Origin of the sequence: Agrobacterium vitis (assembly GCF_013337045.2) — a bacterium.
In the GTDB taxonomy this organism is placed as follows: Bacteria; Pseudomonadota; Alphaproteobacteria; order Rhizobiales; family Rhizobiaceae; genus Allorhizobium; species Allorhizobium vitis_B.
In genome coordinates this window covers 216,464-242,606 of the sequence record NZ_CP118261.1, presented here as the reverse complement: position 1 = coordinate 242,606, position 26,143 = coordinate 216,464, and the positions used below count along the sequence as shown (strand labels likewise).

Annotated in this window: 19 protein-coding genes and 4 pseudogenes; 6 read left to right on the top strand and 17 right to left on the bottom strand. The window is 53.7% G+C overall.

Translation table 11 applies throughout. The features are described 5' to 3' along the window. Positions 1 to 24: 24 nt before the first annotated feature. Positions 25 to 532: pseudogene (locus G6L01_RS24045) on the top strand (transposase); the annotation flags it as partial. A 206-nt stretch (positions 533 to 738) separates the two neighbouring features. On the opposite strand, the gene G6L01_RS24040 reads toward G6L01_RS24045, so the two are convergent. The 8 genes and pseudogenes from G6L01_RS24040 to G6L01_RS24005 all read right to left on the bottom strand — a co-directional run bounded on the left by G6L01_RS24040 (position 739) and on the right by G6L01_RS24005 (position 10,694). Further along, the gene (locus tag G6L01_RS24040) at positions 739 to 2,550 is read right to left on the bottom strand and encodes a methyl-accepting chemotaxis protein (RefSeq protein WP_156612769.1); all 1,812 of its coding nucleotides are present in this window, start codon (positions 2,548 to 2,550) and stop codon (positions 739 to 741) included. A 601-nt stretch (positions 2,551 to 3,151) separates the two neighbouring features. Then, entirely contained in the window at positions 3,152 to 4,111 is a 960-nt protein-coding gene (locus G6L01_RS24035) for a Csu type fimbrial protein (RefSeq protein WP_081344110.1), read from the bottom strand. Further along, positions 4,108 to 6,378 carry a fimbria/pilus outer membrane usher protein gene (locus G6L01_RS24030; RefSeq protein WP_174089373.1) on the bottom strand — a complete coding sequence of 757 codons (2,271 nt, stop codon included), beginning with the start codon at positions 6,376 to 6,378 and terminating at the stop codon, positions 4,108 to 4,110. The genes G6L01_RS24035 and G6L01_RS24030 overlap by 4 nt, the downstream gene beginning before the upstream one ends. A gap of 136 nt (positions 6,379 to 6,514) precedes the next feature. Next, entirely contained in the window at positions 6,515 to 7,225 is a 711-nt protein-coding gene (locus tag G6L01_RS24025) for a fimbrial biogenesis chaperone (protein ID WP_337692748.1), read from the bottom strand. A 14-nt stretch (positions 7,226 to 7,239) separates the two neighbouring features. Next, entirely contained in the window at positions 7,240 to 7,734 is a 495-nt protein-coding gene (locus G6L01_RS24020; protein WP_070165847.1) for a Csu type fimbrial protein, read from the bottom strand. A gap of 253 nt (positions 7,735 to 7,987) precedes the next feature. After that, positions 7,988 to 9,199: pseudogene (locus G6L01_RS24015) on the bottom strand (IS3 family transposase). 443 nt (positions 9,200 to 9,642) lie between these two features. Further along, a pseudogene (locus G6L01_RS24010) lies at positions 9,643 to 10,055 on the bottom strand (DDE-type integrase/transposase/recombinase); the annotation flags it as partial. Positions 10,056 to 10,142: 87 nt separating this feature from the next. Beyond that, a complete protein-coding gene (locus G6L01_RS24005; RefSeq protein ID WP_070165839.1) occupies positions 10,143 to 10,694 on the bottom strand; it encodes an IS6 family transposase in 552 nt (183 codons plus the stop codon). Here G6L01_RS24005 and G6L01_RS24000 point away from each other — a divergent pair. Beyond that, positions 10,629 to 10,985, top strand: coding sequence for an ArsR/SmtB family transcription factor (locus tag G6L01_RS24000; protein ID WP_234891849.1), 357 nt, complete (start codon positions 10,629 to 10,631; stop codon positions 10,983 to 10,985). The genes G6L01_RS24005 and G6L01_RS24000 overlap by 66 nt on opposite strands. A gap of 131 nt (positions 10,986 to 11,116) precedes the next feature. Here G6L01_RS24000 and G6L01_RS23995 read toward each other — a convergent pair whose 3' ends face one another. Both G6L01_RS23995 and G6L01_RS23990 read right to left on the bottom strand, forming a co-directional pair. Next, positions 11,117 to 12,442: an ATP-binding protein gene (locus tag G6L01_RS23995; protein ID WP_070165836.1), complete on the bottom strand. Its 1,326-nt coding sequence runs from the start codon at positions 12,440 to 12,442 to the stop codon at positions 11,117 to 11,119. Continuing rightward, positions 12,439 to 13,101 (bottom strand): response regulator, encoded by a 663-nt coding sequence (locus G6L01_RS23990; protein ID WP_070150107.1) that lies wholly within the window; start codon positions 13,099 to 13,101, stop codon positions 12,439 to 12,441. The genes G6L01_RS23995 and G6L01_RS23990 overlap by 4 nt, the downstream gene beginning before the upstream one ends. Positions 13,102 to 13,214: 113 nt before the next feature. On the opposite strand from G6L01_RS23990, the gene dsbD reads away from it, so the two are divergent. Genes dsbD through G6L01_RS23975 form a run of 3 tightly spaced genes read left to right on the top strand, consistent with a single transcriptional unit; the run spans position 13,215 to position 16,327 of the window. After that, complete coding sequence (dsbD, locus tag G6L01_RS23985) at positions 13,215 to 14,978, top strand: protein-disulfide reductase DsbD (RefSeq protein WP_070165834.1); 1,764 nt, start codon at positions 13,215 to 13,217, stop codon at positions 14,976 to 14,978. Positions 14,979 to 15,002: 24 nt separating this feature from the next. Then, positions 15,003 to 15,647, top strand: a complete 645-nt coding sequence (locus G6L01_RS23980) for a DsbA family protein (RefSeq protein ID WP_070165833.1) — start codon at positions 15,003 to 15,005, stop codon at positions 15,645 to 15,647. After that, on the top strand, positions 15,644 to 16,327 hold the full coding sequence (locus G6L01_RS23975) for a L,D-transpeptidase (RefSeq protein WP_070165831.1): 684 nt from the start codon (positions 15,644 to 15,646) through the stop codon (positions 16,325 to 16,327). The genes G6L01_RS23980 and G6L01_RS23975 overlap by 4 nt, the downstream gene beginning before the upstream one ends. Positions 16,328 to 16,822: 495 nt before the next feature. Here the strand turns inward: G6L01_RS23975 and G6L01_RS23970 are convergent. After that, positions 16,823 to 17,776, bottom strand: a pseudogene (locus G6L01_RS23970) (IS30 family transposase). A 675-nt stretch (positions 17,777 to 18,451) separates the two neighbouring features. Between G6L01_RS23970 and traR the strand changes: the two are divergent. Next, complete coding sequence (gene traR, locus G6L01_RS23960) at positions 18,452 to 19,156, top strand: autoinducer-binding transcriptional regulator TraR (protein ID WP_070165827.1); 705 nt, start codon at positions 18,452 to 18,454, stop codon at positions 19,154 to 19,156. Positions 19,157 to 19,159: 3 nt separating this feature from the next. On the opposite strand, the gene G6L01_RS23955 is transcribed toward traR, so the two are convergent. The 6 genes from G6L01_RS23955 to G6L01_RS23930 all read right to left on the bottom strand — a co-directional run bounded on the left by G6L01_RS23955 (position 19,160) and on the right by G6L01_RS23930 (position 26,139). Next, entirely contained in the window at positions 19,160 to 19,468 is a 309-nt protein-coding gene (locus G6L01_RS23955) for a transcriptional repressor TraM (protein ID WP_070165825.1), read from the bottom strand. Positions 19,469 to 19,916: 448 nt separating this feature from the next. After that, on the bottom strand, positions 19,917 to 21,161 hold the full coding sequence (gene pepT, locus G6L01_RS23950) for a peptidase T (RefSeq protein ID WP_174376627.1): 1,245 nt from the start codon (positions 21,159 to 21,161) through the stop codon (positions 19,917 to 19,919). Between the two features lie 117 nt (positions 21,162 to 21,278). Beyond that, on the bottom strand, positions 21,279 to 22,511 hold the full coding sequence (locus G6L01_RS23945; RefSeq protein ID WP_070165823.1) for a CapA family protein: 1,233 nt from the start codon (positions 22,509 to 22,511) through the stop codon (positions 21,279 to 21,281). 89 nt (positions 22,512 to 22,600) lie between these two features. Further along, positions 22,601 to 24,265 carry a dipeptide ABC transporter ATP-binding protein gene (locus G6L01_RS23940; RefSeq protein ID WP_070165820.1) on the bottom strand — a complete coding sequence of 555 codons (1,665 nt, stop codon included), beginning with the start codon at positions 24,263 to 24,265 and terminating at the stop codon, positions 22,601 to 22,603. Next, complete coding sequence (locus G6L01_RS23935) at positions 24,262 to 25,149, bottom strand: ABC transporter permease (protein ID WP_070165818.1); 888 nt, start codon at positions 25,147 to 25,149, stop codon at positions 24,262 to 24,264. Before G6L01_RS23935 ends, G6L01_RS23940 begins: the two co-directional genes overlap by 4 nt. Before the next feature lie 12 nt (positions 25,150 to 25,161). Next, a complete protein-coding gene (locus G6L01_RS23930) occupies positions 25,162 to 26,139 on the bottom strand; it encodes an ABC transporter permease (RefSeq protein WP_070165817.1) in 978 nt (325 codons plus the stop codon). Positions 26,140 to 26,143: the final 4 nt, after the last annotated feature.

Below are 26,143 nucleotides of genomic sequence, written 5' to 3'. Positions count from 1 at the left end.
CAACTTTAGATGTCTGGGCAGCATAACGGTACTGAACTCTGGCGGCAATTCAAATGCAGAGGCTTTCTTGGTTGTTTTCGAGTAGTTGGAGAGTGGGCGGCAAGGCGACGGAGAGCCGAGCGGGCTACGATCAGCAACTTCAAAAAGTGCCGCCCGCCAGAACGACCGCTGATTGATGACAACTGCTCGCGATCAACTGAGCAAAGCCGACACAATTACCATCGCGGCCATAGAAGTTGGTGTTCCTGCCTTGGTCGAAGCCCGCAATCTGATTGATTGTTTCCGGGCAATGATCCGAAGGAAGGCCAGGACAGAATTCGACCCATGGTTAGCCGACGTACTAAAAAACTTGTTCGCTCCCTTTGCCAACGGGCTCGGAAAAGACAAGGCAGCAGTGTCTGCAGCAATCACAGAACCCTGCTCGAATGGCCATATCGAAGGACACATCAACAGGTTGAAGCTCATTAAAAGACAAATGTATGGGCGTGCTAAACCGGATCTTCTTCGGACACGATTGATCAGCGCAATATAAAAGAAACCGTCACCAAATATGAGTCGAACCATTAGGTTGATCCCTATAATCAGTCGCTTAAAATATTGATTTGCTCAAATTAAATGGAGATCGAATAGGGCCAACCTTCGAGGTTGGTTCAAAGGTGGACATACCAAAACCCCGCTGGCTATGAAGCAAGCGGGGTTTTGTTGACGTACACCCACCGATGATGGTGGACAGTTCGATCAGAATTCCGCCCATTCCTGTTTCACGGCGGCGGACGATGCACCTCCACCGAAGGCCTTGCCGATCTTGGAGGCAAGAGCGGCAGCGGCAGCGGTCGATTGCTCGACCATGGCGGCATTTTGCTGCGTCGTCTGGTCCATCTGGTTGACCGCCGAATTGACTTCGGCAAGACCGGTGGACTGTTCCCGTGCCGATGTAGCGATTGCTTCCATCAGCTGGTTGATCTGGACCACATGATCGCCGATCGATTTCAGGGCAACACCGGTTTCCCGCACCAGCTTAACGCCGCTATCGACTTCCGAAGAGGAGTTCTGGATCAGACCCTTGATTTCCTTGGCAGCCTGGGCAGACCGTTGCGCCAATTCACGCACTTCCTGGGCAACCACCGCAAAGCCCTTACCGGCTTCACCGGCGCGCGCTGCTTCGACACCGGCATTCAGTGCCAGAAGATTGGTCTGGAAGGCGATTTCATCGATCACGCCGATGATGTTGGAAATCTGCTGCGAGCTTTCCTCGATCCGCTTCATGGCGTTTTCGGCCTGATTGACGACTTCCGACGACCGCACGGCGTTCTGGTTGGCTGTAATCGCCACAGAGCGGGCTTCTTCCGTGCGCTGCGAGGAATTGGTCACATTGACGGTGATCTGGTCGAGGGCCGCCGCTGTTTCTTCCAGGGCCGCGGCCTGCTGCTCGGTCCGCTTGGACAGATCATTGGTGCCATCGGCAATTTCACGGGTGCCGTTTTCCATGCCTTCAACGGTCTGGAGGACGGAGCCGAGTGTCGTTCCAAGCTGCTCAAGCGAGGCGTTGAAATCCTGGCGCAGCGATTCATATTCAGCCGCAAAAGCATCGTTGAGCTGGAAGGATACGTCGCCCTGCGCCAGGCGCTTCAAGCCCTCGCCAAGGGTCTGCGTTGCAAATCGTAGATTGGCCGCTTCCTGTTCTGCGCGCTGTTGATGGGCAGCCTGGGTCTGCGCCGTTTCCTGGCGATTGGCCGCGGCCTGCTCTTCCAGCTGGCGATTGGCAATGGCATTCTTGCGGAACACTTCAACCGCATCAGCCATATGACCGACTTCGTCGCGGCGGCCAATGCCGGGGATGTCGATGGCCGTTTCGCCGGTCGCCAATGCTCGCATCGACGCCGTGATCCGGGTCAGCGGCGCAATCATGCCCTTGTTGAGAAGCAGAAGCGAGAAACCGATCAGTACGACAAGCAACCCGCTGCCGATCAGGATATTGCGGCGCGCATCATAGGCGGCTTCCGCGGCAACTTTCTGGCGCACGGTCAGAAGTGCGTTTTCCTCGTCGGCAATTTCCTTGGCCTTGGCGCGAATGCCATCCATATAGGTCTTGCCCGCGCCGGAGATTTCCAGCTGGCGGCCCTGATCCCGGGTGGCCGGGTCTTTCGCAAGGGAAATTTCCTTGGCAACGACTTTCGTCTGCCAATCCTGAACGATCGCATCAAGATCAGCGAGACGCTTCTGCTGGACCTGATTGTCGGATGTCAGGCTGCGAACAGCTGCATAAGCATCGGCATAGCCCTTCAAACCAGCCTTCTGTGGATCGAGAAATTTCTCATCGGCTTCCGACAGAAGATAGGCGCGAACACCGGTTTCCTGATTGACCATGGCTGCGACGATTGCATCCATTTTCTGCAAAACTTGATAGGTATGCACGGTCCAACCCGACGATTGCTCCTGATTTGTGAGCGAACGCCAGCTAACAATATTTACAACAAGGCTGACAGCAAGAAGGATTGCAAAGGTCAGACCAATTTTTGCTACGATCCGTATATTATCCAGAATTTTCATCGTCCAGTTCCCTAATTCGCGAACTTGAAGAGATGAATTCTTTCAAGAGGCGAGCCGTTGCTATCTCAAAACATGATTAAATTGGCGACAATCCAGCATCATGCCGGGATAAACACAATCTTGTGGACCTGTCGTCCTTGATTGCAACTCGACGCTCGATTTACATTTGTATCGTATATGCCTTAAAAAATTCATAATAATATAATGACAGTCATCGCCTCATGAAGCATAATATTTCAATATTGAAGAAATATTATGAGATTTTTTATTCTACCCAGGCGCGAAAATTGTTTTTTATATTAAATTTTAGATATTTTGGATTGTCTCATCAATATAACTCCAAAAACAACTTCAAATTGTAGAATAAATATTTTCACTATAAAAATATCGCATCATACAATAATCTAGTTGCATACGGCTCATGATAACGTTTTTCCGAAATGCCGCCTTATGTTTTGTTCGACCGTGTAAAGTTAGCTCTGCGGCTTTTTCGATGCCGCCGAACCACCTCACGACCCACCGATAAGCCGTATCAGTTTTTCGCGTCTCGTGGTTCAACCCGAGGGTTTCACACCACGGGTGAGCTCCCAGTGGAAGCAACTCAGAACGTCACTGTCACCACAACAGTATCGGTATAGATCCCGGGTGAGGGCGTGGTTTGCGGCGGGACACGGCCATAGACGTTTAAAATCTGCGACAGGCCGTTTCCAACTCCACTCAAAATAGCGCCAGCCGTATTGCCCCAAGGACTTTGTCGAGATGTATCGCTATAAAGGCCATATGTGATCGATTGCCCGTTATAACTCATCTTTCGCTGTGTTGGCAAAGCATTGGTAAGACCGCCATTCAAACCCACGGTGAACGGTAAGCCTGATGTACAGCTGACAAAAAGTCTGCCGGCAGCATCAACCTGGGTTTTCAGTAGCCCACGGCCTCCGAAATTAATGTTCTCGGTCGTGACACTACAGGTCCTGTCAACAAGCGCTTGAACAGTGAAACTGGGGTGGACCGGATTTTGTGTGATCGTGTTGCAGGTTGGTGCAGTGAGATCATAGGCTGTCCAATTCAGTGTGGCTTGGGTGCCAGAAAAAGCCGAGATGTATGTTCCGGCCAGTGTCGTGCTTTGATTGGCCAGTATTCTTCCGTAGATGGTTCTGCTTGTTGTGTACGTGGTCAGAGGAAGCAAAAGAAAGTCATGCGACCAAGTCGTTCCCAAGCCAGAAGCGGAGGCTGCCCCCCACGGAACGGAGCGGGCAGAATCCTGATAAAGCTGATAGTTCAGCAACCGCGCCCCGCTCGCCATTGTCCGAGCACTCCCCGAAGTACCGCCACTGCCACCTCCTAAACTGACACAGGCTCTTGCGGCGAGGCTCAGATTTAAAGTGTTTGTACAACTCATGCTGAGGGTCGCGGTACTGTCATAAACGCCACCACTCAAAAGATTTACGGTACCGAAATTCAGATTTGAAATTGAAGCCGTGCACGTCTGGCTAAATGCTGGCAGGGCAAACGCAATGATCCCGACTAAAAAAGAAATGGTCTGGGCAAGAGACTTGATCATTGAATATCCTCACATACTAGGGACCCAAACTCAGTGCGACCTGCACTTCGTTGCCCAAAATCCACCTCGACTCGGCAGGACGGAAATCCAGTTTGAGACACAACAAGGCGAGCGCGGCCACTGACATCCGTCAGATAGGCCTGACCGTCATATCCCACGATATAGTTGTCGGAGCCGTCTTCCAGGCTAACGACTGAACCAGCTTCGACGTAGTTTCCATCCTTGCGTTTCAAGATAACCACGACCGAATGAACGTCTGTTTTGACACCAAAATCCACCCGGACGCCGCTGTGTTTATGTGGAACGATCTTTTCAGATGTTTTACCAATGGAAGCGTGGATCGGGAGGCTTTCAGGGTTGATGCGAATGGTATTGCCTTCATAGGCGCGCAGATCGGGAATTAGCAGCGTTCCTCGACGGCCCGTCTTGCCAATCGGTCGATTTTCGAATTCCACTTCAACTCCCGGATTGCCGGTGTCTATGACGGCAAATGCATCGTCGATCTGGCGAGTTGCAAAAGCCTCCCCACCGATGAAAACCAGCGCCCCTTCGGCTTCGCCATTGACGGAAAGCGAATTACCCGACTGTTCGATGCGAGCGCTGCTCCTTGTTGTGGCGTCAGAATAGGTGGCTGCCACCGCCCGGGAGGTTTGGTGTCCTTCGGAATCGCGAAAACGCCAGTCGATAGTGCTGTTTTTGTTTTGTTTTCGTGTGAAGATTTCCGAAACGACACTAGTGCCATCGGCATCGCTTACCATGGCTGTGGAGGCGGTCGTGTTATTTCCAAAAGACCAGCTTAACCCGGCATATATGCCAAAGGACTTACTATCCTCAATATCTGCATAGACATTGACGAATAGATTTCCTTTTTCGCCGACGGGCCTGTTTGCGCTAACACTGAAGATCCGCGACCGATCATTTTTTGTCGTTTCAACATTGGTGAAGGTAAAATTGAGATTGGTCGACTGGTAGTCGAGCGGAACAGATACGGTGACTTGATCGAGAGCTTTTGCCGGCCCTGAGCTTGCAGCCGCCGTACCCTGGTATTTTATGGTTTTTTCAGAAGATATCGAAGCAATGTCCTGATAATTGCCGAAGGTTCGCTGGGTGCTGGCGCGCAGGTTTACCCCCCATATCGTGGTCTCCACGCTGGCAGACGAAAGATAGCCGCCGCCGCGTTGGTGGCCACTCCACGCCCCTGCAAATGTACCAACGCCGTACTGTCCAAGGCCTGCCACCAAGGCCATTCCACCATTTACGAATGTCTCACCCCCTTCGACGTGGCCTTCGAACGTTACACGATCGGTTACACCATAACGCAGCGTTCCGGAGCCGACCAAAAGTGCGTCATAGGAAAATGATTCCGTGCCATATGAGCGACGGGCGAACCCTACCTCGACGGAGTAGTCAATCATTCCGGTGGCCAAGAGAGAAGCCGATGCATAAAGCGGCGTCTCAGTAACGGTCTCGCGACCCAGCGCGTCGCGTACAACCATCCTTGCAGTCGCATCACCCGTCACCACTGGAACGTCAGAAATCTGAAAAGGACCAGCTGGAATGTTTTCGCTCACCCGTTTGGTGTTATTGATGTAGACATCCACCGTCGACGGGACCGCTGCACTGCCTGATAATTCCGGTAGCGGCATGGTAACGAGATCTGGCCGTAAACTGAAGTTTCGCTGGATTTGCAGGCCGCCCAATCGCACTGGCCGCGTCCATGAGAGTCCACCAGTTATAACGTCGCCCATGTGATAGGAGATAATTCTATCCGGATCCCAATACGACCATGTCGTGTCAAGGCGCGTTGTAGAATATTGATCATTCGGCGAGAACGTCACGAGTTGCGAGGATGTGAGTGTTCCGAGCGGACCAAAGACACGATTTTCAAATGATCCCGATATGCCGTTGAATATCCACGGCGAACCGAACTTTGTCGTGTCATAAGAGCTATAGAGAGTGTAATTAACCAGCGCGCCTAAATGACTTTCAGGTTTACGCTCATTGTTCTGTTTGGTCTTACGCCCGCCGCCATCCAGCTTTCGTGGGGCCAATGCGTGTTGTTTGGCCCTAAACGAGATAGTCTGTTCTTCTTTGTCATATTGAAAAGAAACATCCCGAAGGCGGGCGATATCCACTTTGCCGTCCGCGAGAATAGCTTCTTTTTGAGGTATAAGGCCGATATTGCGCAATTGCTCGGGATCAATCGCCAGCATTCCATCTGGCCTCTGGTAAAAAGCGGCAATCCAACCGCTTGGAGTACCGTTCATGATGACCTCCAGCTGAAGGTCATAGTCCGTTTCATGACCAGCCTGGTTGTCTGTCGAAGACTGTTGTGCAAGCGCAAAAGTCTGATTATTGCCGCCAGCATAGATCAGAAGGCCAATCATAACGATTAGGTGGACGCTACCCCGGTTTGAATTCGGCCTTGGCATTGAACTTCCCGGCCTCGCTCTCGCCATAAATCATGATGCTGCTCTTTGCCCCTTGAGAGGAAGGTAAGATCCAGCTTGCTGTTGAGCCACCAAGCACATAGCCGAGCAACCCGTCCCGCCGGGCGATCTGTTTACCGTCGCCCGTCATGGTCAGATTGAAGACCTTCATGCGTTTATGTCCCTTGTTGATTGCAGTGATTCGATAACCACCCGGTGCGGTATTCACAGACCAGGTTACGGATGCTGGCGTAGCTTGTTGGCCATGAAAAAACAGTGGAATTGAATGGCGTACCACCATGGCGACCGTTGCCGCCTGCCGGTTCGGTGGCGGCAATTCATCGACAAGGAGGCGATAGCTTTCTTCGCCGATAACAGGTTGCTTTGAGGTACGCACGATGCGCACAAGATTTTGCCCGTTGGGTGCCAAAGCTGCAATGGGAGGGCTGATGACCACACCTTCAGCCGGCAGAAGGGCATCCGTACCATCTTTTTGTACCCAGCGAAAAATGCGCACCTGAACGTTGATCGGTTTGCTCGCTTCATTCCAGAGCCTGAGGCTTGATGTGGCCATCGGAGCAGGAAGTTCGATAATCACGGGCGTAACGCGCAGAGAAGCGGCCATGCCTTCATTGCAGAATCCGAGAGCCGTCGCCAATAGGGTGACAAAAATGCGAATACGCACAGCGTATCCTTTCCTTAATATGTGACTGTGACGGTGACCGTATCCGTGTAAGCACCCGCAGCGGGTGTTGTTTGAGATGCCACACGCCCATATACCGTATAGGTCTGGGTTGAGCCGGTGCCGCTTGCACTGACGGTGTTGGTGCCCACGGTATTGCCCCAGACCGTGCTGCGGGCCGTATCTCTATAGAGTGCATAACCGATGGTTGCTGAAGCTGGGCCCGTCATCAGTCGGCTTGTTACAGTTGCTCCCGTCCCTGCACCTTCATTTAGCCCGAGATTATACGCGGTGCCATTTGTACATTGCACGGTGAGGGTGCTGGTCGCATCACGGTTACTGCTGATTAGCCCGGCGCTGCCAAAGCTCAGATTGCCAGCCGAAGTGATTTGACAGTCCGCAGTTATCGTCATCTGCACGGTGAAAGGAGACGTCGCTGTCTGTGCAAATACTGACTGTGGCGCAAAAATCAGTAAGCTACTGAGCACGTAGAATAGGCTGCTTCTGGGCATTCGTCACTCCAAATCAAAAAATTGCACACGCTATCGAATCGCTCTTATTGGAAGTTATTTTCAATTTATAATCGTAAAAAACAACCTAAGAAGTACATATAATTTTATACCTCTAATTTTTCATATTCAGGTTTACTCTTTTGTTTTGTCAAATTCTGATTTTGAAGAGTGGTCGGGGTGATCAAACGGCAGCACCTGCAGTCCGTTGAAATTAATATGCGTGGAGTGCACCCCGTTTCACCGGACAGGTCGGCTAGGTTGATTTAGCCCTGATGAACTGCCGAGGGGAATCCATCTTGAGCGCGGAATGGGGATGGATTTCGTTATAGTCCTCGATCCATCCGTGGATGAGCCGGAGCGCTGTTTCGGCGTCCGGTAGTGCTGCGATGCGGATATAGTCCCGCTTCAGGGTTTTGACGAAGGCTTCCGACATGCCGTTCCACTGCGGACTGGCCACCGGCGTGAAGCAAGGCGTCAGATTGAGCGCCTGGGCAAATAGCCTCGTGTCCCTCGCGGTGTAAGCCGAGCCCTTGTCCGAGAGATGCTCGATTGCGTGCGGGGCTCTCGTTGCTGCGAACCGCTTCTCGACCGCCTCCAGCATCATGTCGCGCACGTCAGAGCCGGAGATGCCCGCGTTGGCGACCGCCGTCCAAGCGATGATCTCCCGGTCGAAGGCGTCGATGATGAAGGCGAGACGGATGACCTCGCCATTCCAGCAGGTGAACTCCAGACCGTCGGAGCACCAGCGCAGGTTCGAGCGCATGACCATGACCTTGCCATCATGGATGCGGCCTTTGCGAACGGCCGTATGTTTCTCCAGCAGCATGGCGTGGTTGCCCATGATGCGATGAACCCGCTTGGCGTTGACGACAGGCTTATCGGCGGCTCGCCTCTCGCGATTGAGGAGCGCGGCGATCCGCCGATAGCCATAGGTTGGCCTTTGATCTACCAGCCTGCGGATGATGGGCAAAAGCTCTGTATCCTCGGCCTTGTGATAGGAGCCGCGCGGCTTCGATCTGCCTTTCAGCCGCTCGACGAGGTTGGAACGGGAAACGCCCAGCGTGTCGGCGACGGTCTTCATCGGGAACCGTCCTTCGGCAACAAGATCGGCCGCGATATCCGTTTTTTTGAGTCCGCTTTGGAAAGGGCTTCGCGGAGGATTTCGACCTCCATCGTCTTGCGGCCGAGCATGCGCTCCAGCTCGCGAACGCGATCCTCCAGCTTCTTCACTTCCGAATTGCCGACAACCGGCTCGTCTGAATCCACGGCTGCAGCACCTCCTCGCTCAACAGCCTGCGCCACCGGTAAAGCAGATTGGGCGCAACGCCATGCGGCGAGCGGTGGACGATACCGTCTCGCCTGGTTCGAAACTCTGCTCAATGATTGTCAGCTTCTGCTCGGTTGTCCACCGCCTGCGGCGAACATCACCCGTCAGCAATTCAACGTGTCGATACTCGTTAGACATAAGCCTGTCCTCAAGCCTGTGCTTGAGCCTTTCTGCTTATGCCGACTGTCCGGTCGAAATGGGGGGCAGTTCAATGCGTCCGTTGCACGTTCACGGATTCACCCCCTGAAACAGCACCAAAGGTAGATCTCATTCGAAAATGCAGTAAGTAGCTGATTTTAAATGCAAAATTACAACGAGAGCGGCGTCAACGTCGGTGTCGATCGTGATCCCATACGATCTCCATTTCATCTTAATAAATTAGGGGCTTACGAGACCGATCGCAGGGGGCATCGACACGAAGATCGATACCGCCCATCGCCAGATGATGGTTCTGACGTTCGAACCATCCATCACGCAGCACATTGAAATCTTCGGTGGAACCGGCCCAGAGTTCGTAGAGGATCTTGGGTTTTGTCGCAAACTTTTGGCATGGTCGCAAAGAGGGCTATCCCAGGACACAGTTATGCGGCGAGTGCGGAGAACTGTTTGAATGCCGATTGGCCACTGGTGGAAAACTGCTGTTTGCGGATCATATGGGCGACTTCGATGCCGTCCAGTGTAGCTGATGCGGACCAAAAGGTTTGAAGCCCCTTCATGAGCCGAGTCAGCTTCTTGATGAAACGATGATCTTGCTCAATCATGTTGTTGAGATGTTTGTCTTGGCAAATCTCAATCAGCCAGAACCAACCGCGCAACAGCAGCAGGAGGTTAATGTTCTGCATTGCTGCCAAATTCGCCCCGCTCTTGTCGATCACGACTTTGTCCGGCCAGCCATTGTTCTCGATGGTGTGGGCGAAAAAATCGGTAGCGGCAGCCTCGTTGCGATGCTCAGACAGCATGAAATCAAGGGTTTGCCGTGCTTATCAATGGCGCGAGGTATTGGACCTGGTGACTGATACGAGCACAGCATGGCACTGTAAACTTATCGGCCTCGGGTCAAGGTAAGGCACGAGGTCTGCGATCAGGCTACTTGAAGATGGGTGATCTCGCTCCACATCTTCATCGCGGCCCTTCGCAGCTCGCGATAATGGTGAGATGGGATGTCGTGGCGGGGAATTTGGAAGAGGTTGGCGATCGGGTCGTGGATTGGAACGAAGCGCTGAAGTTGTCGGGTTGACTTGAACGCTTTCAGAAGCTTGCGCATCAACCGCTTGGCAGCCCAGGCATCGCGGCGGCTTTTGAGCAGAATGTCGAGGACGAAGCCATGATGATCGACGGCGCGCCACAACCAGTGTTTCTTCCCGCCAATGGTGATGACGACCTCGTCGAGGTACCATTTGTCACCAAGCCTACCGGCTGATCGCCTCCGAATATCATTGGCGAACTGCCTGCCGAATTTCTCCGCCCACAGTCTCACGGTCTGGTGAGAGACGATGATACCTCGAGTTGCCAGAATATCCTCGACCATGCGTAGGCTGAGCGGAAACCGGAAATAGAGCCATACGGCATGGGCAATCGCTTCCGCTGGAAAACGGTGGCGACGATAGAGAGGATCACGTGCAGATCTGGTCATGCCGCCAGATCCTACATTTTCATCGTTTCTCGGTTAACGTTACAGTGCCCGTCTCATGCTTCTTGCCACATCGCGCAGCAAGAGCGGTCGGTCGGAGAAATCCAGGAAGATCTCGGCTTCAAGCAGCCAGCGCTTTCGCAGCAACTGTCGGAACTGCGGCAGGCCGGCGTCGTTCAGACCCGCCGTGAATCCCCGCAGATTTACTATTCCATCGCCGATGATTGCGTCGCCGTCGTTATGACAATGCTCATGCAGATGTTCTGTGGAACACTCTCCACAGTCGTCGTCTAGCCCATCCCGTCGAAAGTGACTGCGCTTCCATCAACCCGGCGTGCCGACGCGAGCTTTCCAGACGAAATGGCGCACTGGGCGCGTCTCGAAAAGACTGGCTGATCTTCGACCGGCTGGGTGGGCGTATGGTTTCAGGAGATCTCTGCCCGCCACCGTAGCTCCGCGATCAGACCTGAGCCGTCCGGCTGGTTCTGGAACGTGATGGCGGCACCCAGTCTCTGGGCTGCCATTGCCGCGATCGTGAGCCCGAGGCCTGTGCCGGAAGTGCTCTTATTTCGTCCCCGGAAAAACCTCTCCGTGATGCGTGGCAAGTCATCTTCGTCGACGCCAGATCCCTGATCTGCAACAACGATGCCATGGCCGCCGGGCATCGCATTCCAGGTAATTCGTCCCCCTTCAGGCATATGCTCGATGGCGTTTTCATGAAGGTTGCGCAGGACAAGTTTCAGGTCATCAGGGTCACCTCGGATCGTCAGATGAGCGATCGTCTCATCGATTACAACGCAAACGAGGTCTGGTTTTGGAGTTGACCCGACAATGTCCTGGAGCACCTCACCGACATTGAACCTGGCCACTGTGGATGCCGGTGGCGCGGCTTCAAGCGTGGCCAAGGCGAGGAGTTGACGAACGATCCGGCTGGTGCGGTCGACCGAGGTGACAATATGGCGAAGCGCCCGCTCCCGACCGGGGCCGTCGGGCGTCGCCAGGGCCACCTGGGCCTGTGTCTTCAGGCCCGCCAGGGGGGTGCGCAATTCATGGGCTGCGAAGGCGGTGATCTCCCGTTCATGTCGTCGAGCGGCTTCGACCTTCGAGAAGAGCGCATTCAGCGCCGTCGTCAGGGGCCGGATTTCTTCCGGTGCATCGTGAGGGGAAATCGGGCGCATATCTTCGCCATCGCGCCCGGCAATCTCGGTGGTTACCGTCTTCAGAGGGGCCAGCCCACGTGTCAGCGCCAGCCAGATCAGAAGCCCGAGAATCGGGGCGATCAGCAAAGCGGGTGCTATCAGACCAGCAAGAATGTCGCGCACCAAGCGATCGCGCAAACCTATGCGATCGCCGACGGCAACCCGTACACCCTTGATGTGATCGACAATCGTGTAGACGCGCCAGACTTCTCCCTGCAAAGTCCGGTCAGCATAGCCTTCCTGATCTTCCGCGAGGCTTTGATCCGGCGCGCCACTGGAGCGCGCCACGAGATGACCGTCGAGCGACCAGATTTGGCAGGAGAGCTGCCGCTCGTAGGCATCGGGTTCCAGGGTGGGTAGGGTAGGGGTGGCCTTGACGTTACCGCTTTCAACCATGGAATGAACCATGCGTGCAGCCTCCTGAAGCCGGGTGTCGAGGACATGCTCCAGCTCTGACCGGCTGCCAAGTCCGATCCATGCGACAGCACAAATCCATATGACGCCCGTCGCTCCGATGAGCAGTAAGAACAGTCTGCCGCGCAGTGATCTCATCCCGTCTCTTTCAATCGATAGCCAAGGCCGCGAACCGTCTCGATGATGTCACGCCCCAGCTTGTTCCTCAAATGATGGACATGGACTTCAACGGCGTTGCTTTCGATCTCCTCCTGCCAACCGTAAAGGCGATCTTCCAGTTCACCGCGGGAGCGGATCACACCTGGCCTTTCCATAAGGGCAATCAGAATGCTGAGCTCGCGTCGAGACAGAGAAATGGTTCGTCCATTGGACGTGACCGTAGCTGTCTTCGGGTCCGCGCTGATGCCTCCGGCGTGGTAAGAAGCGCTGGCATTGCCATTGCGGCGCCTGGCGAGCGCCCGCAGGCGCGCGCTCAGTTCATCCAGGTCAAAAGGTTTGCCCAGGTAATCGTCTGCCCCGGAATCCAACCCTCTGATACGGTCATGGGTTTCGTCAAGCGCCGTCAGCAGAATGACGGGCGTCTGAAGTCCTTTGCCACGAAGCCTTTCAAGCAGTTCGATCCCGGAACCGTCCGGCAGCATGACATCAAGAACCACGGCATCGAAGACAGCGGTGGCAAGTGCGGCCTCGGCGTCACTGCAGGTCGATACGTCGTCCACCGCCCAGCCGCAAAGGCCAAGGCCGGCGATCAATCCATCCGACAGGATCGGGTCGTCTTCAACGATCAAGATCCGCATTTTTTACCGCCCGCCGTTTTCGCCATGTGGTTCAGTGCAACGCCCACCTTAAGCCTGCCTTAAGGTGGGCGTCGAGATTGGCCCTTATGAATTGAATCAGGAGCCTCTACGCAATGCGGTCTTTTCTGCGCCAGTTGCAGTATCTTGTCATCATCATACTGCTGCCTGTGTCGGCTCTCGGTCAGTCGATATTCGGTGAGGAACCGCCAGATGCCGACGAGGTTTTCAGGATCACTGTTGTTCGTGAGGCAGGAGAAGCCCTGAAGCTTCACTGGGCGATCAGCGACGGCAACTATCTTTATCGTGACAGCATCGAAGCAAAGCTAGACGACAAGCCACTTCCTTTGCAGACCCCGGCGGGTGATCGAAAGGACGATCCGAACTTTGGGACCGTGGAGGTCTATCACAAAAGCCTTGATGTGGTTGTCAAAGCGCCTTTTACCGGAACCCTCACGGTCACCTATCGGGGATGCGCGCAAGCCGGCATCTGCTATCCTCCCATCTCCAAAAGCATTGATCTTGCAACCTTGTCCGTCACTCCCATGCCGCCCACGGCCAGCGAAGACGCAGCGGTCGTGTCGACGGCGGCTTCAACCGACAACGAAGCCGCTTCTGCCCTCAATGGCAGCGCGCTGACAATGGCAGCAACGTTCCTCAGCTTGGGCATGCTTCTGGCCTTCACGCCTTGTGTCTTTCCGATGATCCCCATTCTCTCCGCCATGCTTGCGGGCACAGGAGCGCGCCTTTCTGCAGCGCGCGGCTTCATCTTGTCAGCGGCTTATGTTGCAGCAATGGCAGCCGCCTACGGGCTTGTCGGCTTGGTTGCCGGGATGTCCGGGGCAAACCTTCAGGCTATACTCCAGACACCATGGGCGCTCGCCATATCTGCCGCCTTGTTCGCGATCCTGGCACTCTCGATGTTCGGGGTCTTCAATCTCGCATTGCCGTCTGCTCTGGCAGCAAAGCTCCAGGGGCAGCGTTCAGGAGGTTCGGTCGTCGGCGCGGCGGCGCTGGGGTTTGGCTCGGCCCTGATTGTCAGCCCCTGTGTGACGCCTCCGCTTGCAGCGGCTGTTCTCTACAGCATGCAGAGCGGCGACGCATGGAAAGGGGCCGTCGCTCTTTTCTTCCTGGGGCTTGGGATGGGCTTGCCTCTGATTGCGTTCGGGACGTTTGGCCCGCGCTTCCTTCCCAAGTCCGGTGTCTGGCTCGAACAGGTCAGAAGCGCTTTCGGGTTCGTGTTCCTCGGCGTCGCGGTAATGCTCGTGACGCGCCTGGTGTCGGAGACTGCTTCGATCGCCCTATGGGGCATAGTTGCCATAGGGCTCGGAGTGTTTGTCGGCGCTTTTGATAGAATGGATTCCGCCAACCCTTTGACCAGCCGTTTGAAAAAAATGGTCGGCCTTGTCGCCGCATTCTATGGCGCGATCCTCATTGTCGGGTTCGCCGGAGGCGGAACCGATCCGTTGAGGCCTCTTGCTTTTCTGGGGTCATCGCCATCCGTGGAACTGCCGGCATCGAACCCGGACCATCGCATCACATCATCGGATGCGTTCGATCGCGCGGTGGCACTTCTTGGTCAGACGGGAAAACCGATCCTCGTGTCGTTCACTGCCGATTGGTGCACTGTCTGCAAGTCCAACGAAGTGGTCTTTGCCAGCCCAGGCATCCGCAAGCTCATGGCTGATATCCCGATGATTGTCGCTGACGTCACGGATCAGGGCAATCCGGAACGCACGCTGATGACACGCTTTGGTATCGTCGGTCCGCCAACGATGTTCATCGTAGACGGCAATGGCGCCGAGCAGCCCGGCTCGAGGCTCGTCGGGCCGATCACCCCAGAAGAAATTTCGAAACGTCTGGCGAATGCCGGCGCTTGAACGACACCTGACCGGAGACACTTCATGAACCGAAGAAGCTTGCTCGGACTGATGGCTGCAACATCATCGATGACGTTGCTCAGTCCGCTTTTTTCAACGCCGGTGATGGCGCAGACTATCGACGTGAAGATGGTACTCCACGATCCCGACACGCCGGAAAGCGGAAACCCGAAGGGTGATGTCACCATTGTCGCTTTCACCGATTACAACTGCCCCTTTTGCAAGGCATCCGCCCCCGACCTCAAGCGGATCGTTGCCGAAGACGGCAAGGTGAGGCTCGTTTACAAGGACTGGCCTATCCTGACCAAGGCATCCGTTTACGGTGCCAAACTGGCGCTGGCCGCCAAATATCAGGGTAAATACGAACTGGTGCATGATGCTCTGATGACCATTCCGGGAAAGCAGATCCCCGAAGGCGAAATGCTGGACGCCGTGAAGCGATCTGGTGTCGATATGAACCGCCTGAATGCCGACCTGAAAACCCACGGCAATGACATTGCAGCGATCCTGAAGCGCAATATGGATCAAGCAGAAGCCCTCGGAATGCAAGGTACGCCGACTTACCTGATCGGGCCGTTTCGCACGTCAACACTCGATTATGACGGGTTCAAACAGGCTTTGGCAGAAGCACGCCGCCGCCAGGCTGCAGGCCAAGGGATCGCGGAATGAGCACGAAGTCCGGGATCAAACTGCTCTGCATTGTAATCGCGATTCCAACCCTTTTGGCCGCTTGCGCAACAACTGCGGAAACTGCTGCAGTCACTCCGACTGCGGCCCCGATTCAGCCTGATCGCAACCGATATGCGGCGCTGGCGGACGAGCCGTTCCCGGTCGCAGCCATTCCCTCTTCGCAGATAAAGGCACAATACAGGCGCCAACTGGTAGACGATCCTACCGGGCAGTCGCCGGGAACGATCGTCGTCGATCCACAAAATCGCTATCTCTATCTCGTTCAGTCTGGCGGCAAGGCATTGCGGTACGGCGTCGGCGTTGGTCGTGAAGGAATGGCCTGGTCCGGAACCGCCAATGTGGCTTACAAACGGCAATGGCCGCGATGGACGCCGACCCAGGACATGATTGCACGCGAGCCGGACAAATATCAGAAATGGGCGAATGGCATGGATGGCGGCGCCCGAAATCCTCTCGGCGCCCGCGCCCTCTACCTGTTCGAAGGCGGCAAGGATACGCTCTATCGGATCCATGGGACGACCGAGCCGCAGTCGATCGGCAAAGCTATGTCGTCAGGCTGTATTCGCATGATGAACCAGGACGTCATCGATCTCTACGGACGCGTTCCTGATGGCGCAAAGGTCGTTGTTCTTCCAGTCGGTCAGCGGGCTGGAGCGTGACAGAGAAGACCCTTAAGTAAACTGAAGGTTATAAAGAGGCTTGTCGCAAATTTTCGGCATACCGTCCGAAAACTCTTTGGATGAATGATGGCCTGCGCTGTTCAGTGCCGGAACTCTGCAGGCATCGAGATTTTCCTGATTTCGATGTCCAACGAGCCCGTTAAGGCACTGTTGAGCACTTTGGCATCCACATTTGGTTCAAAAGGTGCGCACAGTGGGGATGTCATGCCCTGACAGCAGCGATCAGACCCGCAACGCCGACAAGGGTGATGGCCCTTTTGATATTGTAGGCCAGCGCCGTCAGGCTGAACTCGCCTTTGACGTTGTGAATCAGCACGGAAGGTTGACCCCTGTGATAGGTCCAGCAAGGTATTGATTTACTGAGATGAAATTGAAACTAGATGGAGTCGAGATATACGCCGATGATGCCCCGCTCTCGTTGCAATTTTGCATGTAAAGTCAGGCACTTGCCACCTTTTTGAACAAGGTCAGCCTTCAGTGCTGTTTCACACTCGGCGTGTCGTTGAGACGTTCGCACGGGGCGCGGATATCCTGGTCGGTGACATTCAGCACAATGGTTTCCGAGGGCAGATAGCGCCGGACACGTTTGTTGGTGTTCTCGACTGTGCCTTTTTGCCAGGGTGCCTGGGGGTCGCAGAACCATGCCGCTGTTCCCATGCCAGTCTGGAGTTCGCGCCATGACGTGAACTCCAGTCCTCTGTCGAATGTCAGGCTTTACCGAGCGTTGACGGGCAGGGGAGCCAGATGATTGATCAGTTGATTCATGATTGGCTTCGAACGCCGGTCATTGTTGCGAAACAGCACTGTATAACGGCTTTTTCGTTCAACAACGGTCGCTATGTTGGCGGAGCCGTGCTCCTTTCTGAAGATCATCAAATCCGCTTCCCAATGGCCGAATTCATGGCGAGAGTTAATGCCTTCGGGTCTATTTCGTATGGCGCATTCCGTTGGAAAGACAAGACTTCTTGGTTTGCGGGCATATCGAGGACGGCGCTTTCTGCGTCTTTCCGGCAAATAGCGAGCCAGCTGCTGATCCTGACCTTCTTTGGAATAGACATACTGATAGATCGTCTCATGGCTAAGCCTTGTCTGCGCGCCACTCGACAGCCTGATCCGTCCCGAAATCCGCTCCGGCGACCAACCCTCCTGCAGACGCTCGATGACCGCCGCGCACAGAAGTGGATCACGCATCAGCTTGCGATACTGACGACGGCGAGCCGCAGCCAAGCGGTGCGCCGTCACATGCCAGTAGCCTTCAGCAATCGGGACCTCTTGGTCATGCCAGAAATTGCGTCACAATTCCCGGCAGATCGTCGAGCGATCACGTCCAAGCCTGCGCGCAATCTCGGCCTGGCTGATCTTCCTCTCATTCATTTGCGCAATGATGCGCCGTTCATCCAAACTCAACTGCGCAAAGGAACGGGCCATTCCATCCTCCTAAAATTATGGCCATTATTGTCTTCGTTGCATTTGAAAATGGAATGTACCCCTCTGACGGTTAAAAATTTAATAAGCATAATTATGGAACTTTTTACATAAAAAACTTCTAGCCGTTCTGCAAAATCCTGATCTTAACTGGTACGGACGGTTTTCTGATGAACTTTGAAGCGGCAAGATCCGACGAATTCGGCTCACACGTAGTGACTGCCTTGTTAAATCGCCCGCAGTTACGGTTGACGTCGCCGTCTCCCACAGCATCCGGCCCATGTCGATGTGCTTGTCATCGGCATACGGACCACAATCGAGATGAGCTAATCAGCTTTGGTCAAGACCGCATTAGCTTCCAGAATGTCTTCAAGCAAAACGTGGGCATCGTTTCAATGGATTGAAATTGGCGCACAGCCGAGTTGGATCCAAGGCCAGCTTTCGCCGGTAGCAGCAGCCTTAAACTGTCGACGACCGCAGTCGTTATCATCGTCTTCTTCAGCAAAGCGGATAGTAGGCGGCTGAAAAAAAGGGCAAATTTCATCTCACAAATGCTGCCATCGAAGGTGCGCCGCACAATGGATTTGACGAACTTCAACGGCGATTATACTCTGGCGTGTAGATTTTTCTCCAAGTGTCGAGCGACAAAGGAAACTCATAAGTACACGGAGCAAGCGAATGCAGCGCTGGTTGGATAAACTCATTGATATTAGCGCAATTGAAGGTACTCAAAACAAGATTGAGGATGCGCTGGCCGACCTTACCAATCAGATGGGCTTTCACAGCTATGCGTACCTTAACCTTCAGCCTGGACGTACGCTAGCAATCACGAACTACAATCGAGAATGGCGATCCATATATTTTCAGCTAAATTATCCGTCGCTTGATCCTGTCGTTAAGCGTGCGAAAGCAATTAAACGGGTCTTCGTATGGGCGGGAGAATTGGAACGAACGCGCATTTCAAAGGACGAACGTAAATTCTATGCCCACGCGGCCGAATTTGGAATCCGTTCTGGCATTACCATTCCTGTAAAAACAGCGAACGGCTCGATTTCCATGTTTACCGTCGCTTCGGAAAAGCGCGAAATCAATCTTCGTCGCGAGATTGATGCTGTTTCCGCTGCATCTGCAGTCGGGCAGCTCCACACCCGATTTACTTTTCTGCGCGCAAGACCTCAAATCGAAGATCCTGCCTATCTGGATCCGAAAGAAGCAACATATCTGCGATGGATAGCGGTCGGTAAAACAATGGAGGAAGTGGCGGTCATTGAAGGCGTTAAATATAATACAGTACGCGTTAAAATTGCCGAAGCTATGAAACGTTTCGACGTGCATACCGTAGCCCACTTGACCGCAATCGCGGTTCGAAAAAATCTAATCTGACTTTTAATTGGCATTGACCTTAGGTATGTACCCCAAAATACTGATTAGCGTGTTCACGACGCTCATTTGGGCATGCATTTCAATGCTGGCTTCAATGTAGTTGAGATGCTGTGCTCCACCCGCGATCTTACCAATTTTATATTCCTCAGGCAGATCGTGGTACAGTCTGTCGGCATCTTCAACCAAGCGCCGATGATTGAAAATGGCCTTGACTGTAAGGGCTTCTAAATCTGCGTCGGATAACCCCCGTGTCAGCCCTAGCAAAGACCGAATCTCCACGCCTTCAATCGATTTAAATTGTTTCGGTTCCATCAGGTTTCCACTTTACCTATATAAGTGTTTGCTTTGTCCGTAGGAAAGATTTATTCCACGGCATCATAACAAACCGATGCAATTCGAGCCGATGTTGGTCCATGAGCTAAAGCATTAGCTCTCAAATGCCGTCATACCATTAAGTGTTCCTTATGTGAAACATTCGAATGCGACACCAGTGGGTTCGGAAAAGCGAGGAAGCCTTTTCGACAGGTCGCGTTGATGAAATAGTTATTCGATGGCTGACCGTGCCAGCTCCCAAATGAACGTTGTACACCATAAATCATACCTAGAGCATCTGAACACGCGCCGTCCTTCTCAGTCAGGTAGATGGATAGTGAGCATATTCAAGTCAGCTCTCCATTTCATGAATTTCCTGTATCTAGCGAAAGACCATGCTCGCAACAGTTTTGCCACATGGGCCAGTACCGATTACAGCGTGACTCATTCACGGATGCGTCGTCCAGCCCTGCTCTGCCGCAAGAATGCAGATTGTAAGGGCCGTTTCGTAAGACTTTTCGAATGCTGCAACCGGCAGGAACTCAAACCGCGAATGGAAATTGTACGCGCCTGTGAAAAAATTCGGAGTGGGTAAACCACGAGCCGACAGGACTGATCCGTCTGTTCCCCCACGCATAGCAATGAGTTTTTTTTCGATGCCAAGTTTTCCGAGAGCGCCAAACAGCAATTCCACTGATCGGTTATCTTTGGAAAAATAGTCAGCAATATTATGATAGGTATCAGATAGGTCGCATATGAGGGATCCCGTGAGATATTGTGACCTGATATGGGCAGCAACCTCTTGGACATCCCGTTTCCGTTGGTCAAATCGAGCCTTGTCAAAATCGCGGACCATAATTTTGAGGTGCGCTTCGCTTTCGTTGGCTGACAGCTCCTTGAACCAGAAATATCCTTCCCGACCACAGCTACCTTCAGGCGAGTCATTACGATCAAAATGGGAGATGAAATCAAACGCCATTCGTAAGGGATTAACCAGCACGCCCTTTGCAGACATCGGATGTGCGCTGACGCCAGTAAAGATGACTTCAGCCGACGCTGCGTTAAAATTCTCAATCACGACTTCGCCAAGTTCGCAACAATCGATAGTGTAAGCGAAGTCACAAGGAAACCGGCTGAGGTCGAGCGCCTTTGCGCCTCGCAAACCGATCTCTTCATCTGGAACGAAAGCGACAACAATATCGCCATGAGCCTGTACTCGGCCGATCCGTGCAAGCAGTGTCATAATGACCGATATCGCTGCTTTATTATCCGCTCCGAGCACGCTGGTTCCATCACCAAAGATAATGTCCTCTCCTTGCCACGGAAGGATCTCGGGATGCTCTTTGAGCCGCAACCAGATGTCTCTTTGGGTATTAAGGCACACATCATGGCCATCGAAAAACTTGATCTGGGGCCGAATACTCGATGACAAACCGACATCTACAGTATCGAGATGTGCGATGAATCCTATCCTCGGTACATCCACAACGCTGCCCCGTTTGACGCCCGTGACGATAGCATTTTTATCGATAACAACGTTATCAAGACCAAGGCCTCTCATCTCCTGTGCCAGCAACTCTGCGAGTGCTCGCTGACCCTTTGAAGACGGCAACTGCGTTGAAGCAGCGTCACTCTGGCTTTCTATGCCAACATACCGGAAAAACCGTTCAACAAGTTCACTTCGAAGGCCTATCTCCTCATATTCAGGAATATACATTCAAAAACCTCGATGCCTGTGGGAGTGGCGCATTGTAGGAATATTTTCTTTTACAATTGTGTCAATGCTTAATCTCACGGCTCAAAATGAGATCTACACACGTAAGATACCGGCATTATCAACCAGAGTAATTTGCGCGCCCAGTTTTGCCGACTGCGCCTTGAATCGCCCCAAAATCCTCTCAGCGCTTACACCACTTGCGCGATGCGGAACCAGTCTGCCTTCGAGGACTTTATGCCCCAACGCATCCTCACCGCCAATTATAACCGGATGAAAAGTAATGTCGTTAAGGCAATTATCTTGTCCAAAATCGCAGAGAGCTACAACACTTTCCCAAACTTCTGGAGCACGCCATGACGAGGCTTCCGACTTCACATGGAAGATGAAATTACCAAGACTGTAAAAGATCGGACGGCGACGATAGATCTCCACCGGCTGAAGCACGGGCGCTCCGTGGCTGACAAACATAGCTGCACCCGCATCAATGCACCGTCTTGCAACCCCACCAACCCAATCAGGTACCTCATACCAATTCGTTGCCCAATGATGATGGTGCAAATACGCAATGACAAGGCAACCGTCTGCTGCGGCAGATGCAATCGCATTTAGATTGCATGTCATATCTTTTTCGTCGATTTTCACGCTCTTCCCGAACCGGTGGGATCGCCTGAAAGCCGCACGTGCCAGATTCACTTCATTCGGATCACCGGAGGGCGGATCATCCGGCTGACTGTCATTAGTAAGATCGATAGCTGTGTAGCCTACCTGCTGGCGGAGGGAGCAAAGCTGCTCGAATGCCGTATCGTCGACTTCGATGACCTGAGACAATCGAAGTCTGTTCACGCCGGGCCGAGCAGGACGATCTTGGCCAGCGTTTGAAGCGTACATAAAATCCGGACCAGGGCCACCGTCCATCGCAACGAGTGCAACGCGTTTCTGACCGATTAGTCGTTTTGTGGCAAGCGAAGCCTCTGCATGGTTACGTCCAAGGCCTGCGTGAAGAAAGCTCCGCTTTTCGACCTCTTCCAACGTCGACAAAACGCCAGAAGGACCAAGATCGAAAGCGTGGTTGTTGGAAAGAGACAAGGCCCCGAAACCGATGGCCTTGAGTGCATCGAGAACAATCGGTTCACTGCAGCCAAAAAAAGATCCTTTGAGAGGCCACCCGCCATGAGCTCCTCGGATCGTTCCCTCGAAATTGGTAAACGCCAAATCTGCTTTCATGAGTAGATTGCAGACCTGCTGAAATCCTTGGCTTCGAATGCTACGGATATCGTGTTTTATGAGGGATTGGCCTGTCATCGCCAATGTGAAACTTTCGGTCATATGTCACCTATCGAAGCAGCAGTCGCCGCTGATCTCTGGAACGTGGTTATGGTAGGCAGGCTGGCGGACCTGGAGTGGTCAAACGCCCCTCAGTGCGCGAACAGGCGCGGCCGGGCATCAATAAGAGTGCGTGTGTAAAGATTGCTCGAGTTCGAGAAGACAAAATCACAAGCGCCGTAATCTTCAACTCGACCGTTTTTCAAGATGTAGACGTCACGGCAAAGCTGCTGCACCACCGCAAGGTCATGAGAAATGAAGAGCATCGTAATTTCATGCTCGGTGATGCTCTCTTTAAGAAGCTTGATGATTTCCGCCTGTACGGATACGTCGAGCGCCGACGTCGGCTCATCGGCAACGATGACTTGCGGTCGCGCCAAAAGTGCCCGGGCGATACAAATACGCTGCTTCTGACCGCCCGACAGTTGATGCGGATAGCGGCTGAGAAGGCTCCTCGCGAGACCAAGCCGATCCATCATTCCTTGGACATTGGCAGAAGTCTGATCAGCACGCATTTGCGCACCAAAACCAAGACTCTCATGCAATATCTCATTGATGGTCATTCTCGGGTTTAGCGACATGGCAGGGTCCTGAAAGACCATCTGCACACGCCCGAGGAGCCCGGTTCGATAGCCACTTTTTGAGACGTCGAAATTGTTGTTTCCGATTGTCACCGTTCCTGTTGTCGCGATGTCTAGCCCGGCGACAATCCGGCCCAGAGTGGTCTTGCCGCTCCCGCTTTCGCCGACAATGCCGGTGATAACGCCATACGGAAGTTGTATGCTGACGTCGCTTAAGGCAAACCTTGCCGTCTGTTGACCAAGGCGAAGAGAGAAACCGTGCCGCGAGAATGATTTGGAGACACCCTGCACCGTGAGAGACGTGTCGCCCCCATGCCCTTCAGCGCTGGATATTGCTCCATTCCCATCGACATTTGGCGAAGGCGCGGAAACCCGCAGCCGCGGAACCGCAGCAAGCAGGCTGCGCGTATAGTCTTTTCGGGGCGCATCGAGAATGACTGCCGTCAGACCCTGTTCCACCACCTGCCCTGCTCTCATGACCAGAACCCTGTCGGTTATTTCGGAAACGACCCCCATATCATGGGTAACGAGGAGGATGGACACGCCCGTCTCATCGACAAGAGTTCGAAGGAGTTTGAGGATTTGCTTTTGGACACTCGCATCCAAAGCAGAGGTTGGTTCATCGGCCACGATGATATCTGGCGATCCGGCAAGGGCGATGGCGACAACCACACGTTGTCTTTGCCCACCCGAAAATTGATGCGGATAATTTCCAAAACGCTGCCGTGGATCTGTAATCCCGACGCGGTCCAGAAGCTCGATAGCACGGGCACGCGCCTGCCATCTCGTCGCTGAACTGTCGTTGGCCATGACCGTTTCTTCGATCTGCGTACCAACGGACATAAGGGGGTCGAGTGATGCAGTGTGATCTTGGAAAACCGCAGATATCCGCCGTCCTCGAATGGTCTTCCATTGCCCATCAACTGATGAGAGCGATATGCCATCCAATTCGATTTTGCCTGAGACCTGCCGCAATTCTGGTGGCAGCAGTCCAAGGACAGCATATCCCAATGTCGACTTACCGGCACCTGACTCCCCAATGATACCGAGGATTTCACCGCGACCAAGCTCGAAACTCACACCACTGAGAATCGTCGCGGAGTTGGCATGAGAGTCTCGGCACAGAGTCAGGTTCTCCACCTTAAGAAGAGGTGGCTTTTCCAGATCACGTATCATACGGAAAGGCTCCTTGGATCGAGACGGTGACGAATATCTTCACCGACAAAATTAATGCTGGCGATCAGACCAAAGAGGGCAAGACCTGGAAACACGCTGATCCAGTATTGGCCGGTCAAGAGGTATTGAAAGCCATTGGCGACGGCGGACCCGAGAGAGGGTTTGTCGATTGGAACACCCAAACCCAAAAAGGATAAGGTTGCTTCCAGTGCGATGGCATGCCCTACTTCAATGGGGAACAATGTCACCGCAGGCGCTATGCTGTTGGGCAGAAGATGGCGGAAGATAATCCGGAACGTTGGCAGGCGCATCAATCTGGCTGCATCCATATAAGGCTTGCGTGTCTCACTGAGTGCGACGCCGCGCGCCAACCTTGCATACGTCGCCCATTGCACAATGACCAACGCCAGAATGATGCGGTCCACACCAGGTCCGAGCGTGACGATGGCGATGAGAGCAACAAGGATTGTAGGAAGGCTGAGTTGAAGATCGACGAGACGCATGATGGTCACGTCCACCCAACGGCCAAAATAGGCAGCACTGACACCGGCCGTCAGCCCGATCACAGCAGCAATGGCAGCGCTTGTGACGGACACCACCAAGCTGATGCGCAAGCCATATAGGATCGTGCTGGCGATATCACGCCCGAGCCCGTCCGTTCCAAGCATGTAGAGATAACCGCCACTCCCCCGCGTGCCGGGAGAAGAAGAAGCCTCCCATCCAAAAATCTGCAATGGATCATAGGGGTTTTGCGGAGCGATCAGCGGTGCGGCAAGCGCAAGCAGCACATAAATTGCAAGCAGGATTTTGGATGCAGTCATCACCTGCCGCCACGGAAGCCCGCTAATTGGCCTTTTGAGTGCCCTGAGAATATCAGTTTTCATGGCGGATTTCCTTTAAGAGGCGAGGCGCACGCGCGGATCGAGCACGGCTTGGTAGAGATCGACCATGGCATTCAGTCCGACGAACGCCACGGAGATGAAGGACAGGGTCGCCATAACCACAGGCCGGTCGAGAAGCTGGATAGAGTCGATCAACAACTTGCCAACTCCCGGCCATGCGAAAATCGTTTCAACCACCACGGCAAAAGCCAGCATGCCACCAAATTGCAGGCCAATGATCGTGACGATCGGAACACTGATGTTTGGAAGCGTGTGCCGCATCAGGACCCGTTGTGGCGAGAGCCCTTTGGCGCGGCAAAATCGCGTAAAATCCTGGTTCTCGACTTCGATGGTGCCGGATCGGGAAAGCCGCGCGATCAAGGCAATGTTCGGGATTGCAAGTGCAAGTACGGGCAGAACCATATGTCGAAGGCCGTCAAAACTCAGGACACTCCAATCACTCCCCAAAGCACTCACCGTCGCACCGCGTCCTCCGGCAGGAAACCAACCTGTCAGGATGGCTCCGCCCAAGATCAACATCATGCTCAGCCAGAAGGATGGGAGGCTGAGAGCAAAGATGCAGGCTTTCAAAACTGTCCGATCAAAAGTTGTGCCTTTTTGCCGTCCAGCCAGCAGTCCGAGGCCAATCCCGACGGGGGCTGCGATAAACATTGCCATGCACGCCAGCTCCAGCGTCGCCGGCAACTTGCTCATGACCAGATCAAAAGCGGGAAGATGATAAATATACGACGTTCCGTAATTTCCGCGCAGAACGTTGCTCATAAAGACAAGATACTGGTGCCAGATAGGTTGATCCAATCCCAGTGCGATTGTCGCACGCCGGATATCCTCTGGCGTGGCGGTTTCGATGTTGACAATGTTGAAGACCGGATTGCCAATGCTATGAACGCCAATGAAACCAATCAACGACATGACAAACAGAAGAAGGCAGGCTTGAGAGAGCCTGGCGGATGCAACGGAAAGCAAAGCCATGGTC

Coding starts and splice junctions, on each gene's coding strand:
- G6L01_RS24040 (WP_156612769.1), bottom strand. CDS start 2,550: ATGAAAATTCTGGATAATATACGGATCGTAGCAAAAATTGGTCTGACC.
- G6L01_RS24035 (WP_081344110.1), bottom strand. CDS start 4,111: ATGATCAAGTCTCTTGCCCAGACCATTTCTTTTTTAGTCGGGATCATT.
- G6L01_RS24030 (WP_174089373.1), bottom strand. CDS start 6,378: ATGAACGGTACTCCAAGCGGTTGGATTGCCGCTTTTTACCAGAGGCCA.
- G6L01_RS24020 (WP_070165847.1), bottom strand. CDS start 7,734: ATGCCCAGAAGCAGCCTATTCTACGTGCTCAGTAGCTTACTGATTTTT.
- G6L01_RS24000 (WP_234891849.1), top strand. CDS start 10,629: ATGGGCAATCGCTTCCGCTGGAAAACGGTGGCGACGATAGAGAGGATC.
- G6L01_RS24005 (WP_070165839.1), bottom strand. CDS start 10,694: ATGACCAGATCTGCACGTGATCCTCTCTATCGTCGCCACCGTTTTCCA.
- G6L01_RS23995 (WP_070165836.1), bottom strand. CDS start 12,442: ATGAGATCACTGCGCGGCAGACTGTTCTTACTGCTCATCGGAGCGACG.
- G6L01_RS23990 (WP_070150107.1), bottom strand. CDS start 13,101: ATGCGGATCTTGATCGTTGAAGACGACCCGATCCTGTCGGATGGATTG.
- dsbD (WP_070165834.1), top strand. CDS start 13,215: ATGCGGTCTTTTCTGCGCCAGTTGCAGTATCTTGTCATCATCATACTG.
- G6L01_RS23980 (WP_070165833.1), top strand. CDS start 15,003: ATGAACCGAAGAAGCTTGCTCGGACTGATGGCTGCAACATCATCGATG.
- G6L01_RS23975 (WP_070165831.1), top strand. CDS start 15,644: ATGAGCACGAAGTCCGGGATCAAACTGCTCTGCATTGTAATCGCGATT.
- traR (WP_070165827.1), top strand. CDS start 18,452: ATGCAGCGCTGGTTGGATAAACTCATTGATATTAGCGCAATTGAAGGT.
- G6L01_RS23955 (WP_070165825.1), bottom strand. CDS start 19,468: ATGGAACCGAAACAATTTAAATCGATTGAAGGCGTGGAGATTCGGTCT.
- G6L01_RS23945 (WP_070165823.1), bottom strand. CDS start 22,511: ATGACCGAAAGTTTCACATTGGCGATGACAGGCCAATCCCTCATAAAA.
- G6L01_RS23940 (WP_070165820.1), bottom strand. CDS start 24,265: ATGATACGTGATCTGGAAAAGCCACCTCTTCTTAAGGTGGAGAACCTG.
- G6L01_RS23935 (WP_070165818.1), bottom strand. CDS start 25,149: ATGAAAACTGATATTCTCAGGGCACTCAAAAGGCCAATTAGCGGGCTT.
- G6L01_RS23930 (WP_070165817.1), bottom strand. CDS start 26,139: ATGGCTTTGCTTTCCGTTGCATCCGCCAGGCTCTCTCAAGCCTGCCTT.